A 22386-nucleotide genomic window follows, 5' to 3' on the forward strand; every position below is an offset into this window, starting at 1 on the left:
ATCTTCGCGAAAAGAAGCCCCTCTCGTATTGATGACTAGAATTCAGGCATCTGTTTTAATTCGCGGTAAATGTCGGGGCCTAAATCCGGGAGTGTTTTTGTTTTGTTCACATATCGATGGCAGTTATTTCGCGATCGCTATAGGTTGAACCATGCAAAATACGATTCGCATCGTCGGTATTGATCCCGGACTTCGCCGCACCGGCTGGGGAATCATCGAGACATCAGGCAATTCCCTGCGGTTTGTCGCGTCTGGAACCGTGACTTCCGATGGCGACATGGACCTTGCCTCCCGCCTTTGCCAATTGCACGACGGCCTGGCGGAGATCGTCCACAGCTATAAGCCGGATGAGGCCGCCGTCGAACAGACCTTCGTCAACAAGGATGCGGTGGCGACCCTGAAGCTTGGCCAGGCCCGCGGCATTGCTATGCTGGTGCCGGCGCGCGCCGGGCTGCCGGTCTCCGAATATGCCCCGAACGCCGTGAAGAAGGCCGTCATCGGCGTCGGCCATGGCGAAAAGCAGCAGATCCACATGATGTTGAAGATCCTGATGCCGAAGGTCGAATTCAAGGGCAACGACGCCGCCGACGCCCTGGCGATCGCCATCTGCCATGCGCATAATCGCGGCAGCAACCGGATGCGGCAGGCGCTGGCCGGTTAATCTATACCTGACTTGTTCCATCTGCTGAGAGACCGCGACCCATGATCGGCAAGCTGAAAGGCACCATAGACGAAATCGGCGAAGACTATGTGCTCGTCGATGTGCACGGCGTCTGCTACGTCGCCCATTGCTCGGCCCGTACCCTGTCGAAGCTTGGCTCGACTGGTGGGGCCTGCGTGCTGTTTATCGAAACCTATGTGCGCGAGGATCAACTGAAGCTCTTCGGTTTCATGACCGCTCTGGAGCGGGAATGGTTCAACCTGCTCCAGAGCGTTCAGGGCGTCGGCGCCAAGGTGGCGCTCGCCGTGCTCTCGACGCTGACCCCAGGCGAACTTGCCAATGCGATCGCCCTGCAGGATCGCACCGCCGTCTCCCGTGCGCCGGGCGTCGGTCCCAAGGTGGCCATGCGCCTCGTCACCGAACTCAAGAACCGGGCGCCGGCCTTTGCCGGCGAAGCGATCAATATCGCCCTCAAGCAGGAACTCGGCGAAGGTGTTGCGGCAGCACCCGTCGCCGATGCGGTATCCGCGCTGACCAACCTCGGCTATTCCCGCGACCAGGCGGCGAACGCAATCGCCGCGGCAATGAAGACGGCGGGCGATGGCGCCGACAGCGCCAAACTGATCAGGCTGGGATTGAAGGAACTGGGGGCGCGGTGACCTCCTTGAATATATCGCAATTCCTTACTAAACTTGATTGGTAAGGAGATCCGCATGAATATCTACTACGGTACGATGACATCGAAGGGCCAGACAACAATTCCGGCGGAAGTTCGTGAATTGCTGAATCTAAAGTCCGGCGACAGGATCCGCTACATCAACCGCGATGGCGAAATCATCATGAAAGCCAAGAACAAACGCGCCATCGACCTCGCAGGCAAGTTTCACGATGCGAATCGACCGACGATCACTTTGAAGGAAATGGACGAGGCAATTGGCGAAGCCATCGCCGATCATGTGAATAGAGCAAGATGATTGGTCTCGACACCAATATCTTGCTGCGCTTCTTCCTGAAGGACGACGCTGTCCAGACAGAGAAGGTCACAGCGCTCTTTGCCAGCCTTTCCGAGACGGCACCGGGCTATATAAATTGCATCACGCTGATGGAATGCGTGTGGTTCTTGAGACAACGGATCAAGCTGAAAAGAGAACAGATCATGGAGGCGATTTCAGACTTGTTGGACTCGGCTGACCTGATCCTCGAAGATGAAAGAATAGTCGAGGAGACGCTCGCAATCATGGTGCGGACCAATGCAGAATTTGCAGATGTCTTCATCGCCCTTCGTAATCGTGATGCGGGCTGCGTGACAACCAGGACATTCGATGACCAAGCCGCAAAAACCATACCTGGAATGGAACTTTTGACATGAGCGACTCCGCCCGCCTGATATCGCCGGAAAAGCGGGGCGAAGACCTTGATATCACGTTGCGCCCGCAATCGCTGGACGAGTTCACCGGCCAGGCGGAAGCGCGCGCCAATCTCAAGGTCTTCATCGAGGCGGCGAAAAACCGTGGCGAAGCGCTGGACCATGTGCTCTTCGTCGGTCCGCCCGGCCTCGGCAAGACCACGCTGGCGCAGATTATGGCCAAAGAGCTCGGCGTCAACTTTCGCTCGACGTCGGGCCCGGTGATCGCCAAGGCCGGCGATCTCGCTGCCCTGCTCACCAATCTCGAGGAGCGTGATGTGCTCTTCATCGACGAGATCCATCGCCTTAACCCCGCCGTCGAGGAAATCCTCTATCCGGCCATGGAAGATTTCCAGCTCGATCTCATCATCGGGGAAGGCCCTGCCGCTCGCTCGGTGAAGATCGACCTGTCGAAATTCACCCTGGTGGCGGCCACCACCCGCCTCGGCCTGTTGACGACGCCGCTGCGCGACCGTTTTGGCATTCCGGTGCGCCTGAGCTTCTACACCGTCGAGGAGCTGGAACTGATCGTGCGCCGCGGCGCGCGGCTGATGAACCTGCCGATCACCGAAGAGGGCGCCCGCGAGATCGCAAGACGCGCCCGCGGCACCCCGCGCATCGCCGGCCGGCTGCTGCGGCGCGTGCGCGACTTTGCCGAGGTGGCAAGGGCGGAATCCGTCACTCGCGAGATCGCCGACGAGGCGCTGACCCGCCTGCTGGTCGATAATGTCGGCTTCGACCAGCTCGACAAACGTTACCTCAACATGATCGCGGTCAATTTCGGCGGCGGCCCGGTCGGGATCGAAACCATCGCCGCCGGACTTTCCGAGCCGCGCGACGCGATCGAGGACATCATCGAGCCCTATATGATCCAGCAGGGTTTCATTCAGCGCACGCCACGCGGCCGTGTTCTGACCGCAATCGCGTGGAAACATCTGGGAATGCAACCGCCCAAGGATATGGAGGCTGCGCAGTTCCGGCTGTTCCAGGAGGACAACTGAGTGATCACCCGCCGCGGATTTTTCAAGGTTCTCGGCGGCAGTGTCGCAGGCGTCATGTCGCTCGGTGGTTACGCCTTCGCCTATGAACCGCTCGCGCGGCTCGCCATCACCCGCTATCGGCTGACGCCGCCGGGATGGACCCCGGGGCTCAAGCTCCGCGTCGTTGCGCTCGCCGATCTCCATGCCTGCGAACCTTGGATGTCGGCAAGCCGCATTGCCGCGATCTGCCACAGGGCAAATGAACTCGAAGGCGACATCACCGTCCTGCTCGGCGATTATGCCGCCGGCATGAACATGGTGACACAGTACGTGCATTCGAGCCAATGGTCGAAGGCGCTCGCCACCTTGCAGGCCCCTCTCGGCGTCCATGCGATCATGGGCAACCACGATTGGTGGGAGGACAGGGCCGCCCAGAAGAACGGCGGAATGGAAACATTCGGACACCGGGCCCTCGCCAACGTGGGCATCGCGGTCTATGGCAACCGCGCCGTTCGGCTCGAAAAGGATGGCCGCGGCCTCTGGCTGGCAGGCATCGAGGATCAGCTGGCGCTGCTGCCCCGCCGGAAATGGGGCCGCACGCATATGCTCGGCCTCGACGATCTCGATGGAACGATGGCTCAGGTGACAGACGATGCACCCGTTATCCTGCTTGCCCATGAACCCGATATCTTTCCGCGCGTGCCCGAGCGGGTCTCGCTGACGCTATCGGGCCACACGCATGGCGGACAGATCCGCCTCCTCGGCCGTTCCCCGATCGTCCCCTCGCGCTACGGTAACCGCTACGCCTATGGCCATATGATTGAGGAGGGGCGTAATATCATCGTTTCCGGTGGCCTCGGCTGCTCCATCGCACCGGTGCGCTTCGGCGTACCGCCGGAAATTGTCGTGATCGATCTTGGATAGAATGGCATGACCAAGCGCACTCTCATCCGCCTGAATGCGGGCGCGGAGCGTTTCAACTATCGCATCGCCGGCCTCGGCTTTCGCGATGGCCACGTGCTCGTCCATCGCGCCGTGCATGAGCCCTTCTGGACCTTTCCGGGCGGCAGGGCGGAAATCGGCGAGACGTCGGAGGAAACGCTGAAACGCGAGATGGTGGAGGAACTGGGCGTCGAAGTCACTGTCTTCCGCCTGCTGTGGATCGTCGAGAACTTCTTCCACTACGAACAGCGCGACTGGCATGAACTCGGTCTCTATTACCTGATGGAGATCCCGCCGGAATTCCCCTTCCGGCCGGGCGAGATCATCCATCGGGTCGAGGACGGCGACAACCATCTCGAATTCAAATGGGTGCCGGCAACGCGTAGTGCCCTGACCGCACTCGACATCCCGCCCTATTTCATCGCCGATGAAATCGAGAGCCTGCCCGTTGCGCCACGTCATCTCGTCTGGCGGGACGGCGATCTCGACGGGAAAGACTGACGCAAGCAATTCAAGGTGTTACAGCGCCCCTTGCGCGCCTCAAAAGGCGCCCGGTGCTGTCGCCAAAAGCGCTTAAAGAGGAGATGCGCCGATGCCGACCTTCGATCCTATCAGGCCATTCCGCAAACTTGCCTATAACAACGCCCTTGCCAACCGCCGCCTGCTTCAGGCCTGCGCGACATTGGAGCCCGGCGAATTCGAAGCGCCGCGCACGAGCTTCTTCCCCTCGATCAAGGAAACCTTGAACCACATCATCACGGTCGACTGGTTCTATGTCGACGGCCTGGAAGGCGGCACGCTCGGGCTCAAGGCCTTCGAGGTCGACGAACCATTCGATGACGTTTCCTCGCTGGCAGAAGCGCAGGCGAAGGTCGACCAGCGCTTGGTGGCACTTTGCGACGCCCTGACGCCGGAGAGGCTCACCTCGACCATCAGCCTCCATCGCGGCGACCGAATCCAGGAGGAGCGGATGGAGGACGTGCTCGGCCACCTCTTCCAGCATCAGACCCATCATCGCGGACAGGTGCATGCGATGTTTTCCGGCACCAGCGTCGCTCCGCCGCAACTCGACGAATTCATCGTTGCCGACGATGCGCGGTTTCGTGGCACAGAACTCACCGCGCTCGGCTGGAACGAAGAAACGCTGATGCGTTAGAGCGGTTCAGCTTTTCGTGGAATCGGAGAACCGCTCTAAGTTTTTATTTTTACGCAATTCCGGACGGAAAACCGCTACGCACTTTTCCTGGAATTGCTCTAGCTCGTCCTGCGGGGCGCGAGCGCTTCAAGTCTCTATTTGATGCCTGTCGTGGTCCCAAAACCGCTGCACAGTTTTGTGCATTAATTCTGCAGCCGTCTCTTCAGCCCGTCGATGATCGTCTTGGTGAGAAGGTCGTAATTCTCGTCGAAATGATGGTCGCCGGGCAGTTCGATGACCTCGGCGCCGCTCTCCTTCACCGCCGGACAGGCGACGTCGTCATCGTCGTCCTTGCCGTAGATGCATTGTACGAGCTTCGGATCGATGTTCTTCAGATCGCTGACGGGATCCCCTCCAGCCCCATCCGTTTTCTGGCCGAGCCAACCGAGAACGGAGATGACGTAGTCAACTTCGTGCGAGAGCGACAGCAGCGACAATTGCGCCACCGCCGACTTTTCGGCTGGTTTGAGGAGCTGATAGGTGGCCGGCACGACATCGGCGCCGAAGGAATATCCGACGAGCAGCACATGCTTCACCTTCCACTGCTTTCGGTAGAAATCGATGATCTTCGAAAGATCGGCGGCGGTCTCCTCCGGCTTGCGCTCCGACCAGAAATAATGAAGCGAATCGACGCCGACGACCGGAATGCCTTCCTTCTGCAGCGTGGCGCCGACCTCCTTGTCGATGTCGCGCCAGCCGCCGTCGCCGGAATAGATCACCGCCATCGTATCGAGGGCGGGGGTCGCCTCGAGGATCGCCAGCGGCAGGCCAAGCGGATTGCCGAAGGCGCCGGAGGCGGTGACGAGATCGTCGAGCGTATCGGCAAACACCGTCTGCGCATCGTCGGTGGAATCGCGGATCTCGACCGCAGCATGGATCTTCTTCAGCGCTTCGGCATGCGCCCTGCCATCCTTGTCGGCATTGGGCGTGAAGACGGTGACGATCGGATCCGGCAAAGCGCCGTCGCTGAGGCCATACATGGCGCGTTGACCGACGACCTGCTTGGAAGCCGGCGTGCAAAGTTCCTGGGCGAGCGGAATGCCGGCCTTCGGATCGACAGCAAGCGTCTGGCCAATCGTCGCATCCGGCGTCTGCGCGGCGATCGCCAGCGCTAAGGCCCCGCCCTCGCCGATGCCGGCGACGATCGGCAGATGATAGGCGCTGTTGCCGGTCGCGCGCTGCACCTGCTGGCTCAGCGACTCGATGTCCGAGACCATGTAGACGCAACCGTCGTTGAGGCTGACGTCGTATCGGCTGAGCGCCTGGATATAGGAGGGGAAGTCGACGCCGATGACGACGGCGCCTTCGGCAACCAGCCTGTCGGCTTCGGCCTTCTCATAGTCGCCCCAGCCGGCAGCATCGGATATCAGCATCACCGTACCCTTCACCTCCCCTTCCGGCAGGAAGATGTGCGGCGACGGGATGAGCCCGGCTTCGAAGCTCTGTGTGGTCTCTTCGGCGGCATCAGCCGGTGCGGCCGCGAGCATGCAGGCGCATGCCGTGGCAAGAAGGATTGTCCTGATCATTTTCTCACTACCCCTTTCAACCCGCCCCCGATCAGAAATGTCGCGTCCATCAACGCGATCATCGGATTGCCCCCTCCGGATACCGCAAGATAGCGCGGTTGCCAGTGCGGATGAAACTTGGATTTGAATGCCCGAAGGCCTTTGAAGTTGTAGAAGCGCTCGCCGTGTTCGAAGACGGTGCTGCCGATGCGGTCCCAGACGGGCGCCGCCTCGCGTTTCGACATGCCGGAGAGGGGCGCCATGCCGAGATTGAAGTGGGTGAAACCCTGGCCGCGCAGATATTCCATGATCTGCACGAAGAGAAAGTCCATCGAGCCTTTCGGCGCATCCGGCGAGAAGCGCATGAGATCGATCGTGCCCTCCTGTCTGGATTCGGTCACGAGGATATTGGCGAAGGCGACGATCCTGCCGTCCTTTTTCAGGATGCCGACAGGCTGCGAGGAGACATAATCGGAATCGAAGGCGCCGAGCGAGAAGCCCTTTTCCTTGGCATTGTGATGCTCGAGCCAAGCCGTCGAAACGGCGGCAAGGTCATCAATGACCGAAGACACGTCCTGCGGTTCGACGACGGCAAATTCCAACCCGTCGCGCTGGGCGCGGCTTGCCGTCTGGCGAAGGTTCGCCCATTTGCCGCCCTTCATCTCGAAGGTCCTGAGATCGGCCACCGCCAGTTCGCCGAGCTTGAAGGCGCGCAGGCCAGCATCGGCGCAATGCGACAGCAGCGCCGGCGATATCTGGTAGAACACGGCCCGGCAGCCGGCGGCGCGCGCCGCTTCGACGAAACGCCAGACGAGTTCCTGCACGGCGCGATGGTCGCCGACCGGATCGAACAGCGCGATCCAGGAGCGGCCCTGCCGGCCATACATGATGAAAGCGTCGCCGTTTTCCGAGAACATGATGCTCTTGTCGCCCATGCGCACCAGATTGGCGTCGGCATTGCCCTGCTTCATGACGATCTCGACGGCACGCGCCAGCGCCTCGTCCGTCGCCTGCTCAGGCCGGAAGCTTGCCGGCCGGAGCAGGCTGAAGACGGCGATCGCCGAGGAGATGATGGTGATGCCGAGAACGGCGCGTAAGCCCCGCGGCGCCTCGGCCGTGAATTCGAACTGCCACCAGAGCTGGTTGCTATATTCAACGTCGCGATAGACGAAGAGCAGGATGACGACGGCACCGACGACGATCACGGCGATCGCCATCAGCCAGGATGCCGTCAGCGCCTGGTTAAGCAGCGAGGCCTGGCGGGTAAAGAGCCGACGGCTGACGAAGAGTCCGAAGATGAGGAAGGCAAGAAACGCGGCTTCGACGAGCGCGATCGCCTTCAACAGTGATAAAGTCAAGGCGGCAAGCGCCGAGAACACGGCCACCCACCAGGCGCCGTCGAGCCGCTGGCCGAGGCCGCGGGCGGCGACGACGAGTGCCAGCCCCAGCAGGCTGGAGAGGAAATGCGCCCCTTCGACCATCGGCAGCGGCAGATAGTTGGAGAGGAATTCGAGGTTCTGGTCCGGCGTCGGCGTGACGCTCGAAAACACCAGCATGACGCCGAGCAGCAGTGCGAGAGCCGACAGCAGCTGCGGCATCAGCCTTCCGCCGATGCGCCGCATGCTGGAGGCGGCCGGATGGTCGACGAAACGACGCAGCTCCGCCGCCGAGACCGCGAGCACCGCGATCAGCAGCGGCAGCACATGGTAGACCAGCCGGTAGAGCACCAGTGATCCGAGCACGGCATCGATGTTCACTGCGCTGCCGAGCGAGGCGATGATCACGGTCTCGAACACGCCGAGCCCGGCGGGAACATGGCTGAGCACGCCGAGACCGACGGCGATCGCATAGACGGCGAGGAAGACCGGCCAGCCGATGGCCGTCTGCGGCAGCAGCACATAGAGTACCGACGCCGAGGCGGCGATATCGAAGGCGGTGACGAGGAACTGCCGCGACCAGGTACGCGAATCCGGCAGGCGGATTGCCACAGGGCCAAGATCGAGCACGCGCCCGTCACGGCCGATGATCATCACCGCGCCCAAAATGGCGACGATCGAACCGGCGATCAGCCGCAGAAGGAAGGGGCTGACGCCGACGAGCGGGCCGATCTCGTCGGCGATGACGATGAGGGCGATTGCCGCGACGCCCGCAAGCCCCAATCCGAAGGACAGCGTGACGAAGGCGATGATGCGGCCGATATCCTCCGGCGAGAGCCCGAGGCGCGTATAGGCGCGGTAGCGGATCGCACCGCCAGAAAGGGCGCCGAAACCGGCGGTATTGCCGACGGCATAGGCACTGAACGCCGTCAGCGCGACATGCGGAAAGGGCAGCTTCTTGCCGATATATTCGATGGCGTTGAGATCGTAGAAGATCAGTGCGAGGAAACTGAGCGCCGTGAAGAACAACGCAAGCAGGATCGAGCTCGGCCTGGTGGCGGCGAGCGCACCGACGACGTCGTCATAGCGCACCTCGTTGGTGAGCTGCATGATCGCGTAACCGACGAGGCAGAAGACCACCAGTGACGCGGCTGCCAGCAGCGGCGTTCTGTACCGTCTGAATAACCCGCCAAAAGAAAACCCGCCCGTTTCTTCCATCTCTTCCAAATTGCCGTGCCCCGACATTCTCGTACCCTGCTGCAACTGCCAGCTTGGCGGGAATCATTTCAGATGACGTAACATGAGAGGCATATAAGCTCTATGAACCATGCCGCCGCTACCCCAGCCCCGCCGCCTGCGCCTCAATCATCCTCAATTGGGGCGAATTTGCGCAGGCGGGCGTAACAGTGCATTGCATTTTCGTAAGCTTCAGCAGAGCCTTGCCCTCGATGGAGAGTTGAGACGTGGGAGAAAGGTTCGATATGCAGGATGGTTCGGCCTTCGTGATGCTTGCCCTCGGCCGCCTGCTGCTGGGCGGCCTCTATGTCGCTGGCGGCATTCATCATTTTTTCGTCATCGTGCCGCTGACCGAGGCGATCGAAGCCCGCGGCGTTCCTTTTGCAAAATGGGTGCTGGTCTTGGGCAGCATGTTCCAGATCGTCGCCGGCATCCTGCTGATGCTCGGCCTTTTCGTCCCGGCAGCGGCATTCGGTCTCATCATCTTCACACTGACGGCCACCGTCATGCTGCTGAATTTCTGGGATATGCAGGGAACGGCGCGCGACAGCGCGATCAATACCTGGAAAACCAACCTGGCGATCATCGGCGGCCTGCTGATCGCAGCAGCCGGCGCAGTGTGAGGACATTCATGCGGCTGGCTCGCCGTTCGCCCGCGCATGCGCGGCATAGCGCGCGACAGCAGCATCCACCTCCGCGTCGCGGTCGCCCGCTACCTGCACCGTCGGCACGGCGAATTCGATGCCGTTTTCATTGAAGGCATTGCGGATCATCGCCAGCGCATTGCGGCGGATGACAAATTGCTCGCCGGGCTTCGTCATCATCGACAGCCGGATTTCGATCGCGAATTCGCCAAACTGCTCGACACCCTTCATCTTCAGCGTCTCGATGATATGAGGGCCGAATTCCGGATTTTCGAGCAGCGTCTGGCCGATCTGCTTGATTACCTTCTTCGCCTTGACGAGATCGGTGTCGTATTTGACGTTGAGGCTGATCTTGTCGATCGTCCAGTCGCGATTGAGGTTCTTCACCGCCCCGAGTTCGCCGAACGGCACCGTCGTCAGCGGCCCGCGATGATGCCTGAGCTTCACCGAGCGCAAGCTGAACGCCTCGACCACACCCTTGTGGCTGCCGCTTTCGATATATTCGCCGATGCGGAAGGCATCGTCCCAGAGATAGAACATACCGCTGATGACGTCTTTGACGATCGTCTGCGCGCCGAAACCGACCGCGACGCCGACAACACCGGCGCCGGCGATTAGCGGCCCGATCTCGATACCGAGGCCGGAGAGCACCATCAGAACGGCAATGACGGCGATCACCACGGCGAGAATATTGCGGAAGATCGGCAGCAGCGTCTGTATCCGCGCGCGTTTGGCCTTTTCCTCATCCGTTGTCCCGCCATCCACGGATGAATCGAGCAGCTTGCCGTCGATATAGGCCTTGATGACGTGCCAGAGCAGATCGGCGGCAAGCAAGATGACGATGCCGCCGATCACGCCGCGCGCGATCTTGTCGACCATCGTTTCGCCGGCGGCCATCGTGTCGGCGCCGACGCCGAGCATATGCCCGAGCCAGATGGCGGCAACAGCAATGATCAGCGCCCGCACGCCGCGGTCGAACAGCACGGCTGCAATACGGCGTGTGGCAAGGAAGCTCGCTTCGGTCTGCTGCAGCGATTTTACCGCAATCGTCGAGACGGCAAGCACGCGCGGCAGCAGCAGCACGTAAATGCCGAGCCAGAGCAGCCAGTTGAAGCCTGCGACCCAGAGGCTCCAGAGCAAGAGGAAATAGACGGTGAGCGCCCAGGAGGTCCCGTGACCACGCTTCTCGTCCTTGTGCGGCCGCGACCAGACCGCCTCGATCGCGATCAGCAGCAGGCCGATGCCCAGGATATAGCCGACGAGGATCCGCACGCTCGCAGAATAGCCGAGCGGCTCCATCGACTGGATCACCGCCCATCCAAAAATGAAATAGATGACGAAGGTCGCACAGCGCCGATACCAGAAGAATGCAACCGCGCGCGCCGGCATGATTGCCGCGGTGATCTCCTGCCGTTCTTCCTCGGCTCGCGCCAGCCCGATGAGATCGACCAGCACGCCTCCGAGGCAAATCGTGAAGCGCTGGACTACGAGCGCGACAACGCAAACGATCGCGATGCTCTGGCTGACCGGCGGCCAGCTGACGCTGAGAAGAGCAAGCGCCGTCGCCATCGCGAAGATCAGCGCCGGGATGACGCGCGGGGCGAGATGCATGCCCGCCATCTGCGCCCCCTGGCGGCGGCGGCGAAAGGCATAGCGGGCAATGCGCTCGACGATTGTGCCGAGCAGGAAAATCGCCAGAAACTGCGCCACCATGCGCGGCCAGCCGGCGGCGGCGATCTCGCCGAAGAACAGCGAAGAAGCATGGCCGACCTGCGAGGGCAGCGTCATCGCCGCATCGGAGACCATCGAGACGTGCCGGCGGGCATGCTGGAGCAGACCTGAGAGCACCGACATCTGGTCGCCAGCCGCCGCATCGCTCGCGGGCGCCGTCGCCATCTGCGTCGACATCCATTGCTTGACCTGAGGCGTCTGCATCAGCTCCATCATCTGACGCACTTCGGCCGGCGGGGCGGCCGCGGTCGGCACTTGCGCTGGCGGCGTCTGGGAAAAGCCAGGCGAAACCGCCGAAAAAAGCGCAAGCAATACCAGCATGCCGAATATGACGGCCTTCAAGCTTCCTGCCATGCCACGCTCCATGACCGCCTCCAATGAAATGTCGGTCGCTTGTAGAAGGCAGCGCTGACATTTTGCAATGGATACTCGCGACCGCTGCCGCCAGCAAGCAGTAGGGAAACCATACCGATTGCTAGTAAAGGCAAACCTCGCCGCCTCCTCGAAACGAAGCACTGCGCTCGCTATTTCAGGATGACGGCTTTGTCGGAACGGTGAGTGAAGTCGCTTGCCTTCAGGATTTCGGGACCGGCTTTTCCACGTGACCGCCGAAGCCCGCGCGCATCGCCGACAGCACCTTGTTGGCGAATTCGTCATTGTCGCGCGAGGAGAAGCGACCGTAGAGCGCAGCGCTCAGCACCGGCGTCGGCACGCTTTCGTCGATTGCCGCCATGATGGTCCAGCGGCCTTCGCCGCTGTCCGAGACGCGGCCGGCATATTTCGAAAGTGCGGGATCGGCATGCAGCGCATCGGCCGTGAGATCGAGCAGCCAGGAGGTGATGACGCTGCCGCGGCGCCAGACTTCGGCGACATCCTGCAGGTTGAAATCATACTGGAAATGTTCCGGATGGGCGAGTGGCGCGGTTTCCGCATCCGCCTCGTGCGAGGCGGCGCCGATATTGGCATGTTTCAGAATATTGATACCTTCGGCATAGGCGGCCATCAGGCCGTATTCGATGCCGTTATGCACCATCTTGACGAAATGACCGGCGCCATGCGGGCCGCAATGCAGATAACCCTGTTCCGCAGTGCTGACCGCAGCCGCTTCGGCGCTCCGGTTCGGTGAGGCTTCGGTCTTGCCGACGCCGGGCGCCAGCGTCGCGAAGATCGGGGAAAGGTGTTCGACGATGCCCTTCTCGCCGCCGATCATCAGGCAATAACCGCGCTCGAGGCCGAAAACGCCGCCGCTTGTGCCGACATCGACATAGTGGATGCCCTTGGTGATGAGGTCGGCGCCGCGGCGGATGTCGTCATGATAATAAGAATTTCCGCCGTCGATGACGATATCGCCATTCTCAAGCAGCGGCACTAGGCTCGCCAGCACCTTGTCGACGATCGCCGCCGGCAGCATCAGCCAGATCGCGCGCGGGTGGGCGAGCTTCGAGACGAACTCCGCGAGCGAGGCACTGCCGGTCGCACCGAGGCCTGCGAGCTCGGCAACGCTTTCCGGCCTGGCGTCGTAGACGACGCATTCGTGACCGCCTCGCATCAAGCGCTGGACCATATAGTTGCCCATGCGGCCCAAACCAACCATGCCAAGCTGCATAATGAATCTCCTGGAAACCGAAATGAAGTATCGAATCCGGAAATTAGCACCCGCAGTGTGACAGGCAAGCAAAGTCTCGGTGATATTGGCAAATGCGACGATTGCGCCGCCGATCGTCTTGATGCCGACTCACTCGTTCAAACATCAGGCGCGCTGGCCGGCTCACCCTTCATCTCGCTGAGGAACATGCCCTCGCGCAGATTGATGCCGTATTCGACGAAGGCCTTCATGCAGCAGAGCATCTGCGTCCAGCCTTCGCAGTTGAGATAGGTGCCGCGCCGGCCGGCATCGTCTTCACGCCAGCCGGTCTCGGCGATGGTCACCAGCGTGCCACCGTCTTCCAGCGGCTTGAAGTTCATCTCCACCAGCGTCTTATAGGTCGTCTTGTCTTCGCCGGTGCCGCCATCCCAGCGCAGCACGATGCGGCTTTCCGGCACGAGTTCGACGACCTCGACCGGCGCATCCTTCCACCAGGTCACCGTCGTGCCCTTCACGAGCGGTGCGCTCGCTCCGCCGATCGTGGTGAAATAACTGCTGAGCTTCTTCGGGTTGACGACGGCATCGAACACCTCTGCAACGGGGCGGCCGACACGGCCGGAAATGCGGATTCTGAGAGACATGACACTTCTCCTCTTCTCCAGTGTGTCTATTCCATTGTCCTCGTCGCCATTATGTTATAAAAATATAACATGTCAAGCGAATCAACCGACGATCCCGTTTTCAAGGCGCTGGCGCATCATCGCCGCCGCGAAATCCTCGATCTGCTCAAGGATGGCCCCCGAACCACAGGGACCCTTTGCGAGATGTTTCCGGAGATGGACCGCTGTACGGTGATGCAGCATCTGAAAGTGCTGGAGGAGGCAGACCTGGTCATCGCCAGGAAGGAAGGCCGCGAGCGCTGGAACCACCTGAACAGCCTGCCGATCAAACACATCTATGACCGCTGGATCAGCACCTATGCCGGCCATTCCCTGTCGATTCTCGACCGGCTGAAAGGCGACCTCGAGGGCCAGCCCGAATAATGATCCAGTCGCCCAACAGCTTGCTTGCCGGCCAGCCGAAGCCTTATGCTGGCCAAAACGGCACGGGATCAGGCAGATGACGATATCGGGCGCCGGCATACGCCGCATGCGGCTGCTGCGCAGCATGAAGCAGGAACATCTTGCCGAACTCCTCCGCGTCAACCAGGCGACGGTCTCACGCTGGGAGCGCGATCAGCTCGCCCTGTCGGCCGAACAGGCGGCCAAGCTGGAACGGATTTTCAGCTCACCGCAACATGCAGCAGTCGATGCGGCGCTGAAGCGGCTGGTCGAGGATTCCGTCCGGCCGGTGCATCTGATCTGCGACCGCACCCACCGGCTGCTCTCCGCCTCTCGCCCGCGGCAGGCGGAGTGGCGGGCGCCGCTCGGCGCCTTTCTCGGCCGCTCCATATTCTCTTATGCATCCGCCGAAATCGCCGCCGCCGAGCAGTCGCTGGAGGAGCGCGGCTGGCATGAGGGCAGGCTCTCGTCGTTGACCCTCGATACCGGCGCCAACGGCAATGCGCTGCTGCCAATCGCCGCCGGCCGTGTGACCTGGGAACGGATCATGCTTTCCGACGGTAGCGCCGGCCGCCTCGTCACGACCATCGGCTGAGCCTCAAGCTTTCCTGCATTCCCCTGCATAATTTATGCGTTGTCCGGAAACGCCAGTCTTTATAGCGTCCGCGGCCGAGCGGTCAGGAGACGATGTGATGACGATACTGGTAACGGGAAGTACCGGCCATCTCGGCGAGGCGCTGATGCGAACCTTGAGGGCGGAAAGCCGGTGGGTGCGCGGCATCGATATCAAGCCCTCGGCTTTTACCGACATGGTCGGCTCGATCAGTGATCGCGCCTTCGTCCGCCAGGCGATGTCTGGCATCAGCCACGTCATCCATGCCGCGACGCTGCACAAACCGCATGTGGCAACCCACGACAATCGCGATTTCCTCGACACCAATATCGCCGGCACCCTTAACCTGCTCGAAGAAGCAGTGGCCGCCGCAGGCGTTGCAAGCTTCGTCTTCACCAGCACCACCAGTACCTTCGGCGCAGCATTGACTCCGGCTGCCGGCGAACCGGCGGCATGGGTGACCGAGGACGTGCTTCCCGTCGCGAAAAACATCTACGGCGTGACGAAACTCGCTGCCGAAGGTCTATGCGAACTCTTCGCCCGCAAATCCGGTCTGCCGGTGGTCATTCTCAGGACTTCGCGTTTCTTTCCCGAAAACGACGACGATCCTGACATTCGCAACGGCTATTCGGCTGAAAACGCCCAGGCCAACGAGCTTCTTCACCGCCGCGTCGATATCACCGACGTGGTCGGCGCTCATCTGCAGGCGCTCGAAAAGGCGCCGGCAATCGGCTTTGGCCGCTACATCATCTCCGCCACGACGCCGTTTTCGGCAAGGGATCTTGCCGAGATCAGGCGCGACGCGCCTCACGTCGTCGAACGACTGCTCCCGGGTGCAGCTTCTCTCTACGCATCACGGGGTTGGAAAATGTTTCCTTCGCTCGACCGTGTCTATGTCAACGAACGCGCAAGGCGGGAACTCGGCTGGCAGCCGCGATATGATTTCCGTTTCGTGCTCGATTGCCTGCGCGACAACAGGGAGTGGCGAAGCCCCTTGGCGTTGGATGTCGGCTCCAAAGGCTACCACGACGAGGTCTTTGCCGAGGGGCCTTACCCGGTCGGATAGAGCAGCGAGCTGAAATGCGGATATGCAAAAGCCTCACACCTTTTGGCATGGGCTTTTCACTGAAAAGCGTCATCCAGATATCATGATCCCGTCATAGACCGTCTGCCGGGGATATGGGGTGACGAAATCCAGGGCGTGTTGTGCCATCGGGAAATCGAATCCAGGCCGGGGGTGTCATTTGAAGCGGTGTCCAGCCTGCGGGCGGAAGCCGTTTCGAGAGCGCTTTTGACCGAGAGGGTATTTGCATGAAGAATGTCAGACCTTACACAGCGCGGCTGTTCGCCGCGGTTCTCGCGGCATCCGCCGCCGTGCCAGTCGTCGCAGTGGCCGAGAATTCCGCCACCGTCGGCGGCCTCACCTTCGTCAACAAGGGCCTGGTGGGCATCGGCCGCATTCCGGCCAACCAGCGTGACAAATTCGGCGAGACCTTCGGTTCCGGCTCGGGCATGGCGGTCGATCCCGCCGCCTGGAGCCGCGACGGCGCCGGGTACAAGGGCACGCTCTACCTGTTGCCCGACCGCGGTTACAACGCCGTCGGCACCGTCGACTATCGTCCTCGCCTGAACACCATCTCGATCGGGCTGACGCCGACCGCTCCGGGTGCAGCACCCGAGGCCGGCAAGGAACAGTCGGGCGTCGACGCAAAGCTCGTCGATTCCACACTCTTCGTCGACGACAAGGGCGGCGACATGACCGGCCTCGACCCGGAATCCGGCGTCCGCCCCGCTGCCGGCAATTTTCCCGCGCTACCGCAGGCGACGAACGGCAAGATCGCGCTCGACAATGAAGCCATCATCCGCATGGCCGACGGCAGCATGTTCGTCAGCGACGAATACGGGCCTTATATTTACCGCTTCTCGGCCGACGGCCACCTGCTCTCCGCCACCCAGCCGCCGAAGGCGCTTTTGCCGATGCGCAAGGGCGCGCTGAGCTTTGCCTCCAACAATCCCGGTCCCGGCGCCTCCGCTCCGGACCCGAAAGATCCGGAGACCGGCCGCCAGAACAACCAGGGTCTCGAAGGCATGGCGATAACGCCTGATGGTAGGTTCATCATCGCTGTGCTGCAATCGGCTGCCCGCCAGGACGGCGGCGATTCCGGCTCGACCCGCCAGAATACCCGCGCGCTGATCTATGACGCCGCCGATCCCGATCACCTGAAACTGGTGCACGAATATGTCGTGCCGCTGCCGGTCTTCAAGGATGCCAAGGACAAGACGACGATCGCCGCCGAGAGCGAAATCATTGCTCTTTCCGACAAGACCTTCCTGATGCTCGCCCGTGACAGCGGCAACGGCCAAGGCCTGAAGGGCGACACCTCGCTCTACCGCAAGGTCGACATCGTCGACGTTTCCGCCGCGACCGACATCGCCGGCAGCGATTTCGATGACGGCAAGCCGATCGCGCCGAAGGGCGTCGTCGATCCCTCGCTGACACAGGCGACGCTGACACCCTTCATCGACCTCAACGACAAGGCCGATCTCGCCCGCTTCGGCTTGCACAACGGCGCGCCGAACGACAAGAACAATCTGTCGGAAAAGTGGGAAGCCATGGGTCTTGCGAGCGTTCTCGACCCGAACCTGCCGGACGACTACTTCCTGTTCGTCGCCAATGACAACGACTTCTTGACGCAGGATGGTTTCCAGGTGGGTGCCGCCTACAAGGCAGACGGCGGTGCCGACGTCGACACCATGTTCCAAGTCTTCCAGGTCACCCTTCCAGGCCTGAAGAAGTAACGGACGCACTGAAGAAGGGCGGACGCGCAAACCACGTTCGCCCGCCATATCCGGCGTCTTCGCTGAAAATGGAAGGAAAGGGTGCGATCCACGACCACCGATGGATGTTTACGATCCTGGGTGCCTACAAACGTAGGTGGGCGCCGTGTGTCCAGGCCCACGGGCCTGGCCAGGGACAGCTCCCTTTGGATCGAGTATGGCCCCAGGGATTGTGGTTCCTGTCGAGAGGCGCAGACCGCATGCCGATATATAAGGTCGTTTGTGCTGGCGCGCCAGTGGCGACGGAAGGCGGCCCCTATTTAATTGAGATCAATTGAGTTCGGGGGCCGACCGGCCGTTCAGCTTGTCGGTGATGCCGCGGATGCGGCTCGACACTTCACTGAGCGCTGCGGCAAGATTTTCCTCGGTGCGAGCGGTGGCGGCAAGCACCGTATCGCGATTGCCGCGCAGCGTCTCGAGCTCGGATTCCAATCCGGCAACGCGGCGCGTCAGCTCGGCAATCTCGTCCACGATCATGATGCCGGCCATGACGGTGATCCTGAGATCACCGATTTCGCCGAACTGATCCTTGAGATGGCCGACATAGCGGTCGAAGCGGGTGGCGAGATCGGTCAGGTGATCCTCCTGCCCTTCCTCGCAGGCCATGCGATAGGCCTTGCCGTCGATCGTTACCGTCACCTGCGCCATGCCAAACTCTTTCTATAAGAGCATGATGCCGAAAAGTGTGAGCGGTTTTCGGACGACATCATGCTCTAACTTTTCAAATTAGAACAGGATTCAGATTTTGGGCCTGGCCTAAAATCATCCTGTTCTAGCGATCCAGAACTGCGCGGATCGTTTCCATGGCCGTCACCAGCCGCCGCGATACCTCGCGATTGACCTCTTCCAGCCGGTTGGCGCGGAATTCGGCCTGGTCGAGCTCCTGCGCCAGCCGCGAACGGTCGGCGTGCACACGCCGTACCTCGCCCTCGATCTCGCCCTGCTCGCGCTGCCGCTCGACGCGCATGTCGACGGCGTTTTCGAGGCTCGATATCGCCTGTCTCAATTCGTTGAGCGCTGCTTCCATGGTTTTGCCTGTGGGCATCATGTCTTTCCGATTCCCGCGCAGGATCCGCGAATCGGCACGCCGCGCCGATCCTGCGATTTCAAAAGGATATGCAGCTCGCCGACGGCCCGTCAATAAATCCTGTCACTTGCCCACCGGCCTATCCTGTGGATGAGCGTTTTACATAGGCTCGCCACATCAGATTCGTCATTTGTACAATCGTGCGATCAAATGTCAAAAATCGCTGCTGCGCGCCCGGATTTGGCCTGCCATTTATTGACTTGCCCGTCCCAACTGCTATGTCTCTGCCGCTTTCACTCGATGGTCTTGGAGGCTCGAGGCCATCCCCCGACACCCGGAACTTGCGGAAAAGCCATGACCTCTCCCGAACAACACGACCGGATGGCGAATGCGATCCGTTTTCTCGCCATGGACGCCGTCGAAAAGGCGAACTCCGGCCACCCGGGCATGCCGATGGGCATGGCCGACGTGGCAACGGTCCTGTTCACCAAATATCTGAAGTTCGATCCGAAGAAGCCGCACTGGCCGAACCGCGACCGCTTCGTGCTGTCGGCCGGCCATGGCTCGATGCTGCTCTATTCGGTGCTGTATCTGACCGGCTATCCTGACATGACGATCGAGGATCTGAAGCAGTTCCGTCAGCTCGGCTCGAAGACCGCCGGCCATCCGGAATACGGTCACGCCACCGGCATCGAAACGACGACCGGTCCGCTCGGCCAGGGCATTGCCAATTCCGTCGGCATGGCGATTGCCGAACGCAAGCTGCGCGAGGAGTTCGGCTCCGATCTCCAGGATCACTATACCTATGCGATCTGCGGCGACGGCTGCCTGATGGAGGGCATCAGCCACGAAGCCATCGCGCTCGCCGGCCACCTGAAGCTCAACAAGCTCGTTCTGTTCTGGGATAACAACTCGATCACCATCGACGGCGCCGTTTCGCTGTCGGATTCCACCGACCAGATCGCCCGCTTCAAGGCGGTACATTGGAACACGATCGAGATCGACGGTCACGATCAGGCCGCTATCTCCGACGCGATCGAAGCTGCCCATAAGTCCGACCGCCCGACCTTCATCGCCTGCAAGACGATCATCGGCTTCGGCGCTCCGAACAAGCAGGGCACCCACAAGGTCCACGGCAACCCGCTCGGCGCCGAAGAAATTGCGGCCACCCGCAAGGCGCTGAACTGGGAAGCCGAAGCCTTCGTCATCCCGTCTGATGTTCTCGACAGCTGGCGTGCAGCCGGCGCCCGCTCCCTTGACCTCGTCAAGTCCTGGGAAGACGGTCTCGCCAAGGCTCCGGCCAGGGCCGAGTTCACCCGCCGCATGGCAGGCGATCTGCCGGAAGGTTTCGACGCCGCGATCAGCGCATATAAGAAGAAGCTCGCCGAGACCAAGCCGACGGTTGCGACCCGCAAGGCTTCGGAAGATGCGCTCGAGGTCATCAACGGCTTCCTGCCGGAAACGCTCGGCGGCTCCGCCGACCTGACGCCGTCGAACAACACCAAGACCAGCCAGATGCATTCGATCACGCCGACGGATTTCGCCGGTCGTTACATGCATTGGGGCATCCGCGAGCATGGCATGGCGTCTGCCATGAACGGCATTGCGCTGCATGGCGGCCTCATCCCCTATAGCGGCGGCTTCCTGATCTTCTCGGATTATTGCCGCCCGCCGATCCGCCTTGCTTCGCTGATGGGTATCCGCGTCATACACGTCCTGACGCATGACTCGATCGGCGTCGGCGAAGACGGCCCGACACACCAGCCGGTCGAACAGCTCGCCGGTCTGCGCGCTATCCCGAACCTGATGGTCTTCCGTCCGGCCGACGCCACGGAAACGGCGGAATGCTGGCAGATCGCCATCAAGACGCACAACCGTCCTTCGGGCCTTGCTCTGACGCGTCAGAACCTCACGGCGGCCCGCACCGAATACAGCGAAAAGAACCTCTGCGAACAGGGTGCTTACACGCTGGCCGGCAATGCCGACGCCAAGGTGACGATCTTCGCCTCCGGCTCCGAAGTCGAAATTGCCGTTGCTGCCCGTACGGCACTCGAAGCCAAGGGCGTCACCGTCCGCGTCGTATCGGTTCCCTGCACGGAACTGTTCTTCGAGCAGCCGGAAGCCTATCGCAGGGAAATCCTCGGCAACTCGCCGGTCAAGATCGCCGTCGAAGCCGCCGTTCGCGAAGGCTGGGATGCGTTCATCGGACCGGAAGGCACCTTCATCGGCATGAAGAGCTTTGGCGCTTCCGGCCCGGTCAAGGAAGTCTACAAGCATTTCGGCATCACCGCCGACGCCGTCGTTGCGGCCGCGGAAGCAAAGCTTTAATGAGGGCGCCGTGAGGTGCTCTCCATCTCCTCAATTCCAGGCCCTCACTATCGGGCCCTACTCTATCGGGAGTGAATGAACATGACAGTCAAGGTTGCCATCAACGGTTTCGGCCGCATCGGCCGCAACGTCCTTCGCGCCATCGTCGAATCCGGCCGCACCGACATCGAAGTCGTCGCCATCAACGATCTCGGCCCGGTTGAAACCAACGCCCACCTGCTGCGCTACGACTCGATCCACGGCCGCTTCCCGGCAACGGTGAAGGTCGAGGGTGACTCGATCATCGTCGGCAATGGCAAGCCGATCAAGGTCACGGCGATCAAGGATCCGGCAACGCTCCCGCACCGCGAACTCGGCGTCGACATCGCGATGGAATGCACCGGCATCTTCACCGCCCGCGACAAGGCTGCCGCTCACCTGACGGCTGGCGCCAAGCGCGTCATCGTCTCGGCGCCTGCCGATGGTGCCGACCTGACAGTCGTCTTCGGCGTCAACCATGACCAGCTCACCAAGGAGCACTTGGTCATCTCCAACGCGTCCTGCACCACCAACTGCCTGGTGCCGGTCGTGAAGGTTCTCGACGACGCCGTCGGCATCGACCACGGCTTCATGACGACCATCCACTCTTATACCGGCGACCAGCCGACGCTCGACACGATGCACAAGGACCTGTATCGCGCCCGCGCGGCCGCCCTCTCGATGATCCCGACCTCGACGGGTGCAGCCAAGGCAGTCGGCCTCGTTCTGCCGCATCTGAAAGGCAAGCTCGACGGCACCTCGATCCGGGTTCCGACCGCGAACGTTTCGGTCGTCGACTTCAAGTTCGTCTCCAAGAAGGCGACCACCGTTGGCGAAATCAATGAAGCCATCATGGCTGCTGCCAACGGCAAGCTGAAGGGCATCCTCGGCTACACCGACGAGCCGCTCGTCTCCCGTGACTTCAACCACGACAGCCACTCGTCGATCCTCGCAACCGATCAGACCAAGGTCATGGAAGGCAACTTCGTGCGCGTCCTGTCCTGGTACGACAACGAGTGGGGCTTCTCCAGCCGCATGTCCGACACGGCAGTCGCTTTCGCCAAGCTCATCTGAGCGCACTTGAGGCATCGAGATGCAAGCGGCCCGGGAAACCGGGCCGCTTTTTGTTGCCGCGCCTCCAAACGAAACCGGCCTTCCCGCACTGGCATGTTTTCGCCCATTGCCCGGATGAGATCTGTTAGAATACGTCACCCTGGACATTCCAAAATGCCCGGTTCCTC

22 protein-coding genes and 1 other RNA gene are annotated in these 22386 nt (G+C 61.4%); 15 read left to right on the plus strand and 8 right to left on the minus strand.

Annotated elements, in window-relative coordinates; genetic code table 11:
• Nucleotides 1–151: 151 nt before the first annotated feature.
• The 8 genes from ruvC (at nt 152) to HX899_RS04775 (ending at nt 5144) form a co-directional block, all read left to right on the plus strand.
• Nucleotides 152–661, plus strand: a complete 510-nt coding sequence (ruvC, locus tag HX899_RS04740) for a crossover junction endodeoxyribonuclease RuvC (protein WP_003542749.1) — start codon at nt 152–154, stop codon at nt 659–661.
• 41 nt (nt 662–702) lie between these two features.
• Nucleotides 703–1320, plus strand: coding sequence for a Holliday junction branch migration protein RuvA (gene ruvA / locus HX899_RS04745; RefSeq protein ID WP_181291742.1), 618 nt, complete (start codon nt 703–705; stop codon nt 1318–1320).
• A gap of 54 nt (nt 1321–1374) precedes the next feature.
• Nucleotides 1375–1635 (plus strand): type II toxin-antitoxin system PrlF family antitoxin, encoded by a 261-nt coding sequence (locus HX899_RS04750; protein ID WP_181291743.1) that lies wholly within the window; start codon nt 1375–1377, stop codon nt 1633–1635.
• On the plus strand, nt 1632–2030 hold the full coding sequence (locus HX899_RS04755) for a PIN domain-containing protein (RefSeq protein WP_168315343.1): 399 nt from the start codon (nt 1632–1634) through the stop codon (nt 2028–2030). Before HX899_RS04750 ends, HX899_RS04755 begins: the two co-directional genes overlap by 4 nt.
• Nucleotides 2027–3067: a Holliday junction branch migration DNA helicase RuvB gene (gene ruvB, locus HX899_RS04760; RefSeq protein ID WP_138333452.1), complete on the plus strand. Its 1041-nt coding sequence runs from the start codon at nt 2027–2029 to the stop codon at nt 3065–3067. The genes HX899_RS04755 and ruvB overlap by 4 nt, the downstream gene beginning before the upstream one ends.
• Complete coding sequence (locus tag HX899_RS04765; RefSeq protein WP_181291744.1) at nt 3068–3970, plus strand: metallophosphoesterase; 903 nt, start codon at nt 3068–3070, stop codon at nt 3968–3970.
• 6 nt (nt 3971–3976) lie between these two features.
• On the plus strand, nt 3977–4489 hold the full coding sequence (locus HX899_RS04770; protein WP_181291745.1) for an NUDIX hydrolase: 513 nt from the start codon (nt 3977–3979) through the stop codon (nt 4487–4489).
• Between the two features lie 91 nt (nt 4490–4580).
• Nucleotides 4581–5144 (plus strand): DinB family protein, encoded by a 564-nt coding sequence (locus tag HX899_RS04775; protein ID WP_181291746.1) that lies wholly within the window; start codon nt 4581–4583, stop codon nt 5142–5144.
• 182 nt (nt 5145–5326) lie between these two features.
• Here HX899_RS04775 and HX899_RS04780 read toward each other — a convergent pair whose 3' ends face one another.
• Together HX899_RS04780 and mprF are read right to left on the minus strand one after the other, a co-directional pair.
• Entirely contained in the window at nt 5327–6709 is a 1383-nt protein-coding gene (locus tag HX899_RS04780; protein WP_181291747.1) for a virulence factor family protein, read from the minus strand.
• Nucleotides 6706–9309, minus strand: a complete 2604-nt coding sequence (gene mprF, locus HX899_RS04785; protein ID WP_181291748.1) for a bifunctional lysylphosphatidylglycerol flippase/synthetase MprF — start codon at nt 9307–9309, stop codon at nt 6706–6708. Before mprF ends, HX899_RS04780 begins: the two co-directional genes overlap by 4 nt.
• 236 nt (nt 9310–9545) lie before the next feature.
• Between mprF and HX899_RS04790 the strand changes: the two genes are divergently transcribed.
• Nucleotides 9546–9923 (plus strand): DoxX family protein, encoded by a 378-nt coding sequence (locus HX899_RS04790; RefSeq protein WP_181291852.1) that lies wholly within the window; start codon nt 9546–9548, stop codon nt 9921–9923.
• 6 nt (nt 9924–9929) lie between these two features.
• Here HX899_RS04790 and HX899_RS04795 read toward each other — a convergent pair whose 3' ends face one another.
• The 3 genes from HX899_RS04795 to HX899_RS04805 all read right to left on the minus strand — a co-directional run bounded on the left by HX899_RS04795 (nt 9930) and on the right by HX899_RS04805 (nt 13901).
• A complete protein-coding gene (locus HX899_RS04795) occupies nt 9930–12041 on the minus strand; it encodes a mechanosensitive ion channel family protein (RefSeq protein ID WP_181291749.1) in 2112 nt (703 codons plus the stop codon).
• Nucleotides 12042–12249: 208 nt separating this feature from the next.
• The gene (gene gnd / locus HX899_RS04800; protein WP_138390932.1) at nt 12250–13281 is read right to left on the minus strand and encodes a phosphogluconate dehydrogenase (NAD(+)-dependent, decarboxylating); all 1032 of its coding nucleotides are present in this window, start codon (nt 13279–13281) and stop codon (nt 12250–12252) included.
• A 137-nt stretch (nt 13282–13418) separates the two neighbouring features.
• Nucleotides 13419–13901, minus strand: coding sequence for an SRPBCC domain-containing protein (locus tag HX899_RS04805; protein WP_138390933.1), 483 nt, complete (start codon nt 13899–13901; stop codon nt 13419–13421).
• 69 nt (nt 13902–13970) lie between these two features.
• On the opposite strand from HX899_RS04805, the gene HX899_RS04810 reads away from it, so the two are divergent.
• The 4 genes from HX899_RS04810 to HX899_RS04825 all read left to right on the plus strand — a co-directional run bounded on the left by HX899_RS04810 (nt 13971) and on the right by HX899_RS04825 (nt 17733).
• Nucleotides 13971–14303 carry a helix-turn-helix transcriptional regulator gene (locus tag HX899_RS04810; protein WP_138390934.1) on the plus strand — a complete coding sequence of 111 codons (333 nt, stop codon included), beginning with the start codon at nt 13971–13973 and terminating at the stop codon, nt 14301–14303.
• 76 nt (nt 14304–14379) lie between these two features.
• Nucleotides 14380–14916, plus strand: coding sequence for a helix-turn-helix transcriptional regulator (locus HX899_RS04815; protein ID WP_138390935.1), 537 nt, complete (start codon nt 14380–14382; stop codon nt 14914–14916).
• Nucleotides 14917–15013: 97 nt separating this feature from the next.
• On the plus strand, nt 15014–16000 hold the full coding sequence (locus HX899_RS04820; RefSeq protein ID WP_181291750.1) for an NAD(P)-dependent oxidoreductase: 987 nt from the start codon (nt 15014–15016) through the stop codon (nt 15998–16000).
• A gap of 245 nt (nt 16001–16245) precedes the next feature.
• On the plus strand, nt 16246–17733 hold the full coding sequence (locus tag HX899_RS04825) for an esterase-like activity of phytase family protein (RefSeq protein ID WP_181291751.1): 1488 nt from the start codon (nt 16246–16248) through the stop codon (nt 17731–17733).
• Between the two features lie 81 nt (nt 17734–17814).
• Here the strand turns inward: HX899_RS04825 and ssrS are convergent.
• From ssrS to HX899_RS04840, 3 genes are all read right to left on the minus strand, one after another.
• A non-coding RNA gene (ssrS, locus tag HX899_RS04830) (6S RNA) lies at nt 17815–17973 on the minus strand.
• A gap of 69 nt (nt 17974–18042) precedes the next feature.
• Nucleotides 18043–18420 (minus strand): cell division protein ZapA, encoded by a 378-nt coding sequence (locus HX899_RS04835; protein WP_181291752.1) that lies wholly within the window; start codon nt 18418–18420, stop codon nt 18043–18045.
• A 124-nt stretch (nt 18421–18544) separates the two neighbouring features.
• Nucleotides 18545–18820: a DUF4164 domain-containing protein gene (locus HX899_RS04840; RefSeq protein WP_012758879.1), complete on the minus strand. Its 276-nt coding sequence runs from the start codon at nt 18818–18820 to the stop codon at nt 18545–18547.
• A gap of 333 nt (nt 18821–19153) precedes the next feature.
• On the opposite strand from HX899_RS04840, the gene tkt reads away from it, so the two are divergent.
• Both tkt and gap read left to right on the plus strand, forming a co-directional pair.
• Nucleotides 19154–21127 (plus strand): transketolase, encoded by a 1974-nt coding sequence (gene tkt, locus HX899_RS04845; RefSeq protein ID WP_181291753.1) that lies wholly within the window; start codon nt 19154–19156, stop codon nt 21125–21127.
• 81 nt (nt 21128–21208) lie between these two features.
• Nucleotides 21209–22219: a type I glyceraldehyde-3-phosphate dehydrogenase gene (gap, locus tag HX899_RS04850; protein WP_181291754.1), complete on the plus strand. Its 1011-nt coding sequence runs from the start codon at nt 21209–21211 to the stop codon at nt 22217–22219.
• The last annotated feature ends 167 nt before the right edge of the window (nt 22220–22386 follow it).

Source organism: Rhizobium sp. WYCCWR 11146 (genome assembly GCF_013591995.1).
Classification (GTDB): Bacteria; Pseudomonadota; Alphaproteobacteria; order Rhizobiales; family Rhizobiaceae; genus Rhizobium; species Rhizobium indicum.

Bases quoted from the DNA above. Each gene is read 5' to 3' on its own strand.
- HX899_RS04750 (WP_181291743.1), top strand. From the start codon at position 1,375: ATGAATATCTACTACGGTACGATGACATCGAAGGGCCAGACAACAATT.
- HX899_RS04780 (WP_181291747.1), bottom strand. From the start codon at position 6,709: ATGATCAGGACAATCCTTCTTGCCACGGCATGCGCCTGCATGCTCGCG.
- HX899_RS04825 (WP_181291751.1), top strand. From the start codon at position 16,246: ATGAAGAATGTCAGACCTTACACAGCGCGGCTGTTCGCCGCGGTTCTC.
- HX899_RS04835 (WP_181291752.1), bottom strand. From the start codon at position 18,420: ATGGCGCAGGTGACGGTAACGATCGACGGCAAGGCCTATCGCATGGCC.
- HX899_RS04790 (WP_181291852.1), top strand. From the start codon at position 9,546: ATGCAGGATGGTTCGGCCTTCGTGATGCTTGCCCTCGGCCGCCTGCTG.
- HX899_RS04805 (WP_138390933.1), bottom strand. From the start codon at position 13,901: ATGTCTCTCAGAATCCGCATTTCCGGCCGTGTCGGCCGCCCCGTTGCA.
- HX899_RS04755 (WP_168315343.1), top strand. From the start codon at position 1,632: ATGATTGGTCTCGACACCAATATCTTGCTGCGCTTCTTCCTGAAGGAC.
- HX899_RS04820 (WP_181291750.1), top strand. From the start codon at position 15,014: ATGACGATACTGGTAACGGGAAGTACCGGCCATCTCGGCGAGGCGCTG.
- HX899_RS04795 (WP_181291749.1), bottom strand. From the start codon at position 12,041: ATGGAGCGTGGCATGGCAGGAAGCTTGAAGGCCGTCATATTCGGCATG.
- HX899_RS04815 (WP_138390935.1), top strand. From the start codon at position 14,380: ATGACGATATCGGGCGCCGGCATACGCCGCATGCGGCTGCTGCGCAGC.
- HX899_RS04775 (WP_181291746.1), top strand. From the start codon at position 4,581: ATGCCGACCTTCGATCCTATCAGGCCATTCCGCAAACTTGCCTATAAC.
- HX899_RS04770 (WP_181291745.1), top strand. From the start codon at position 3,977: ATGACCAAGCGCACTCTCATCCGCCTGAATGCGGGCGCGGAGCGTTTC.
- HX899_RS04840 (WP_012758879.1), bottom strand. From the start codon at position 18,820: ATGATGCCCACAGGCAAAACCATGGAAGCAGCGCTCAACGAATTGAGA.
- ruvB (WP_138333452.1), top strand. From the start codon at position 2,027: ATGAGCGACTCCGCCCGCCTGATATCGCCGGAAAAGCGGGGCGAAGAC.
- gap (WP_181291754.1), top strand. From the start codon at position 21,209: ATGACAGTCAAGGTTGCCATCAACGGTTTCGGCCGCATCGGCCGCAAC.
- mprF (WP_181291748.1), bottom strand. From the start codon at position 9,309: ATGTCGGGGCACGGCAATTTGGAAGAGATGGAAGAAACGGGCGGGTTT.
- tkt (WP_181291753.1), top strand. From the start codon at position 19,154: ATGACCTCTCCCGAACAACACGACCGGATGGCGAATGCGATCCGTTTT.
- gnd (WP_138390932.1), bottom strand. From the start codon at position 13,281: ATGCAGCTTGGCATGGTTGGTTTGGGCCGCATGGGCAACTATATGGTC.
- HX899_RS04810 (WP_138390934.1), top strand. From the start codon at position 13,971: ATGTCAAGCGAATCAACCGACGATCCCGTTTTCAAGGCGCTGGCGCAT.
- ruvA (WP_181291742.1), top strand. From the start codon at position 703: ATGATCGGCAAGCTGAAAGGCACCATAGACGAAATCGGCGAAGACTAT.
- ruvC (WP_003542749.1), top strand. From the start codon at position 152: ATGCAAAATACGATTCGCATCGTCGGTATTGATCCCGGACTTCGCCGC.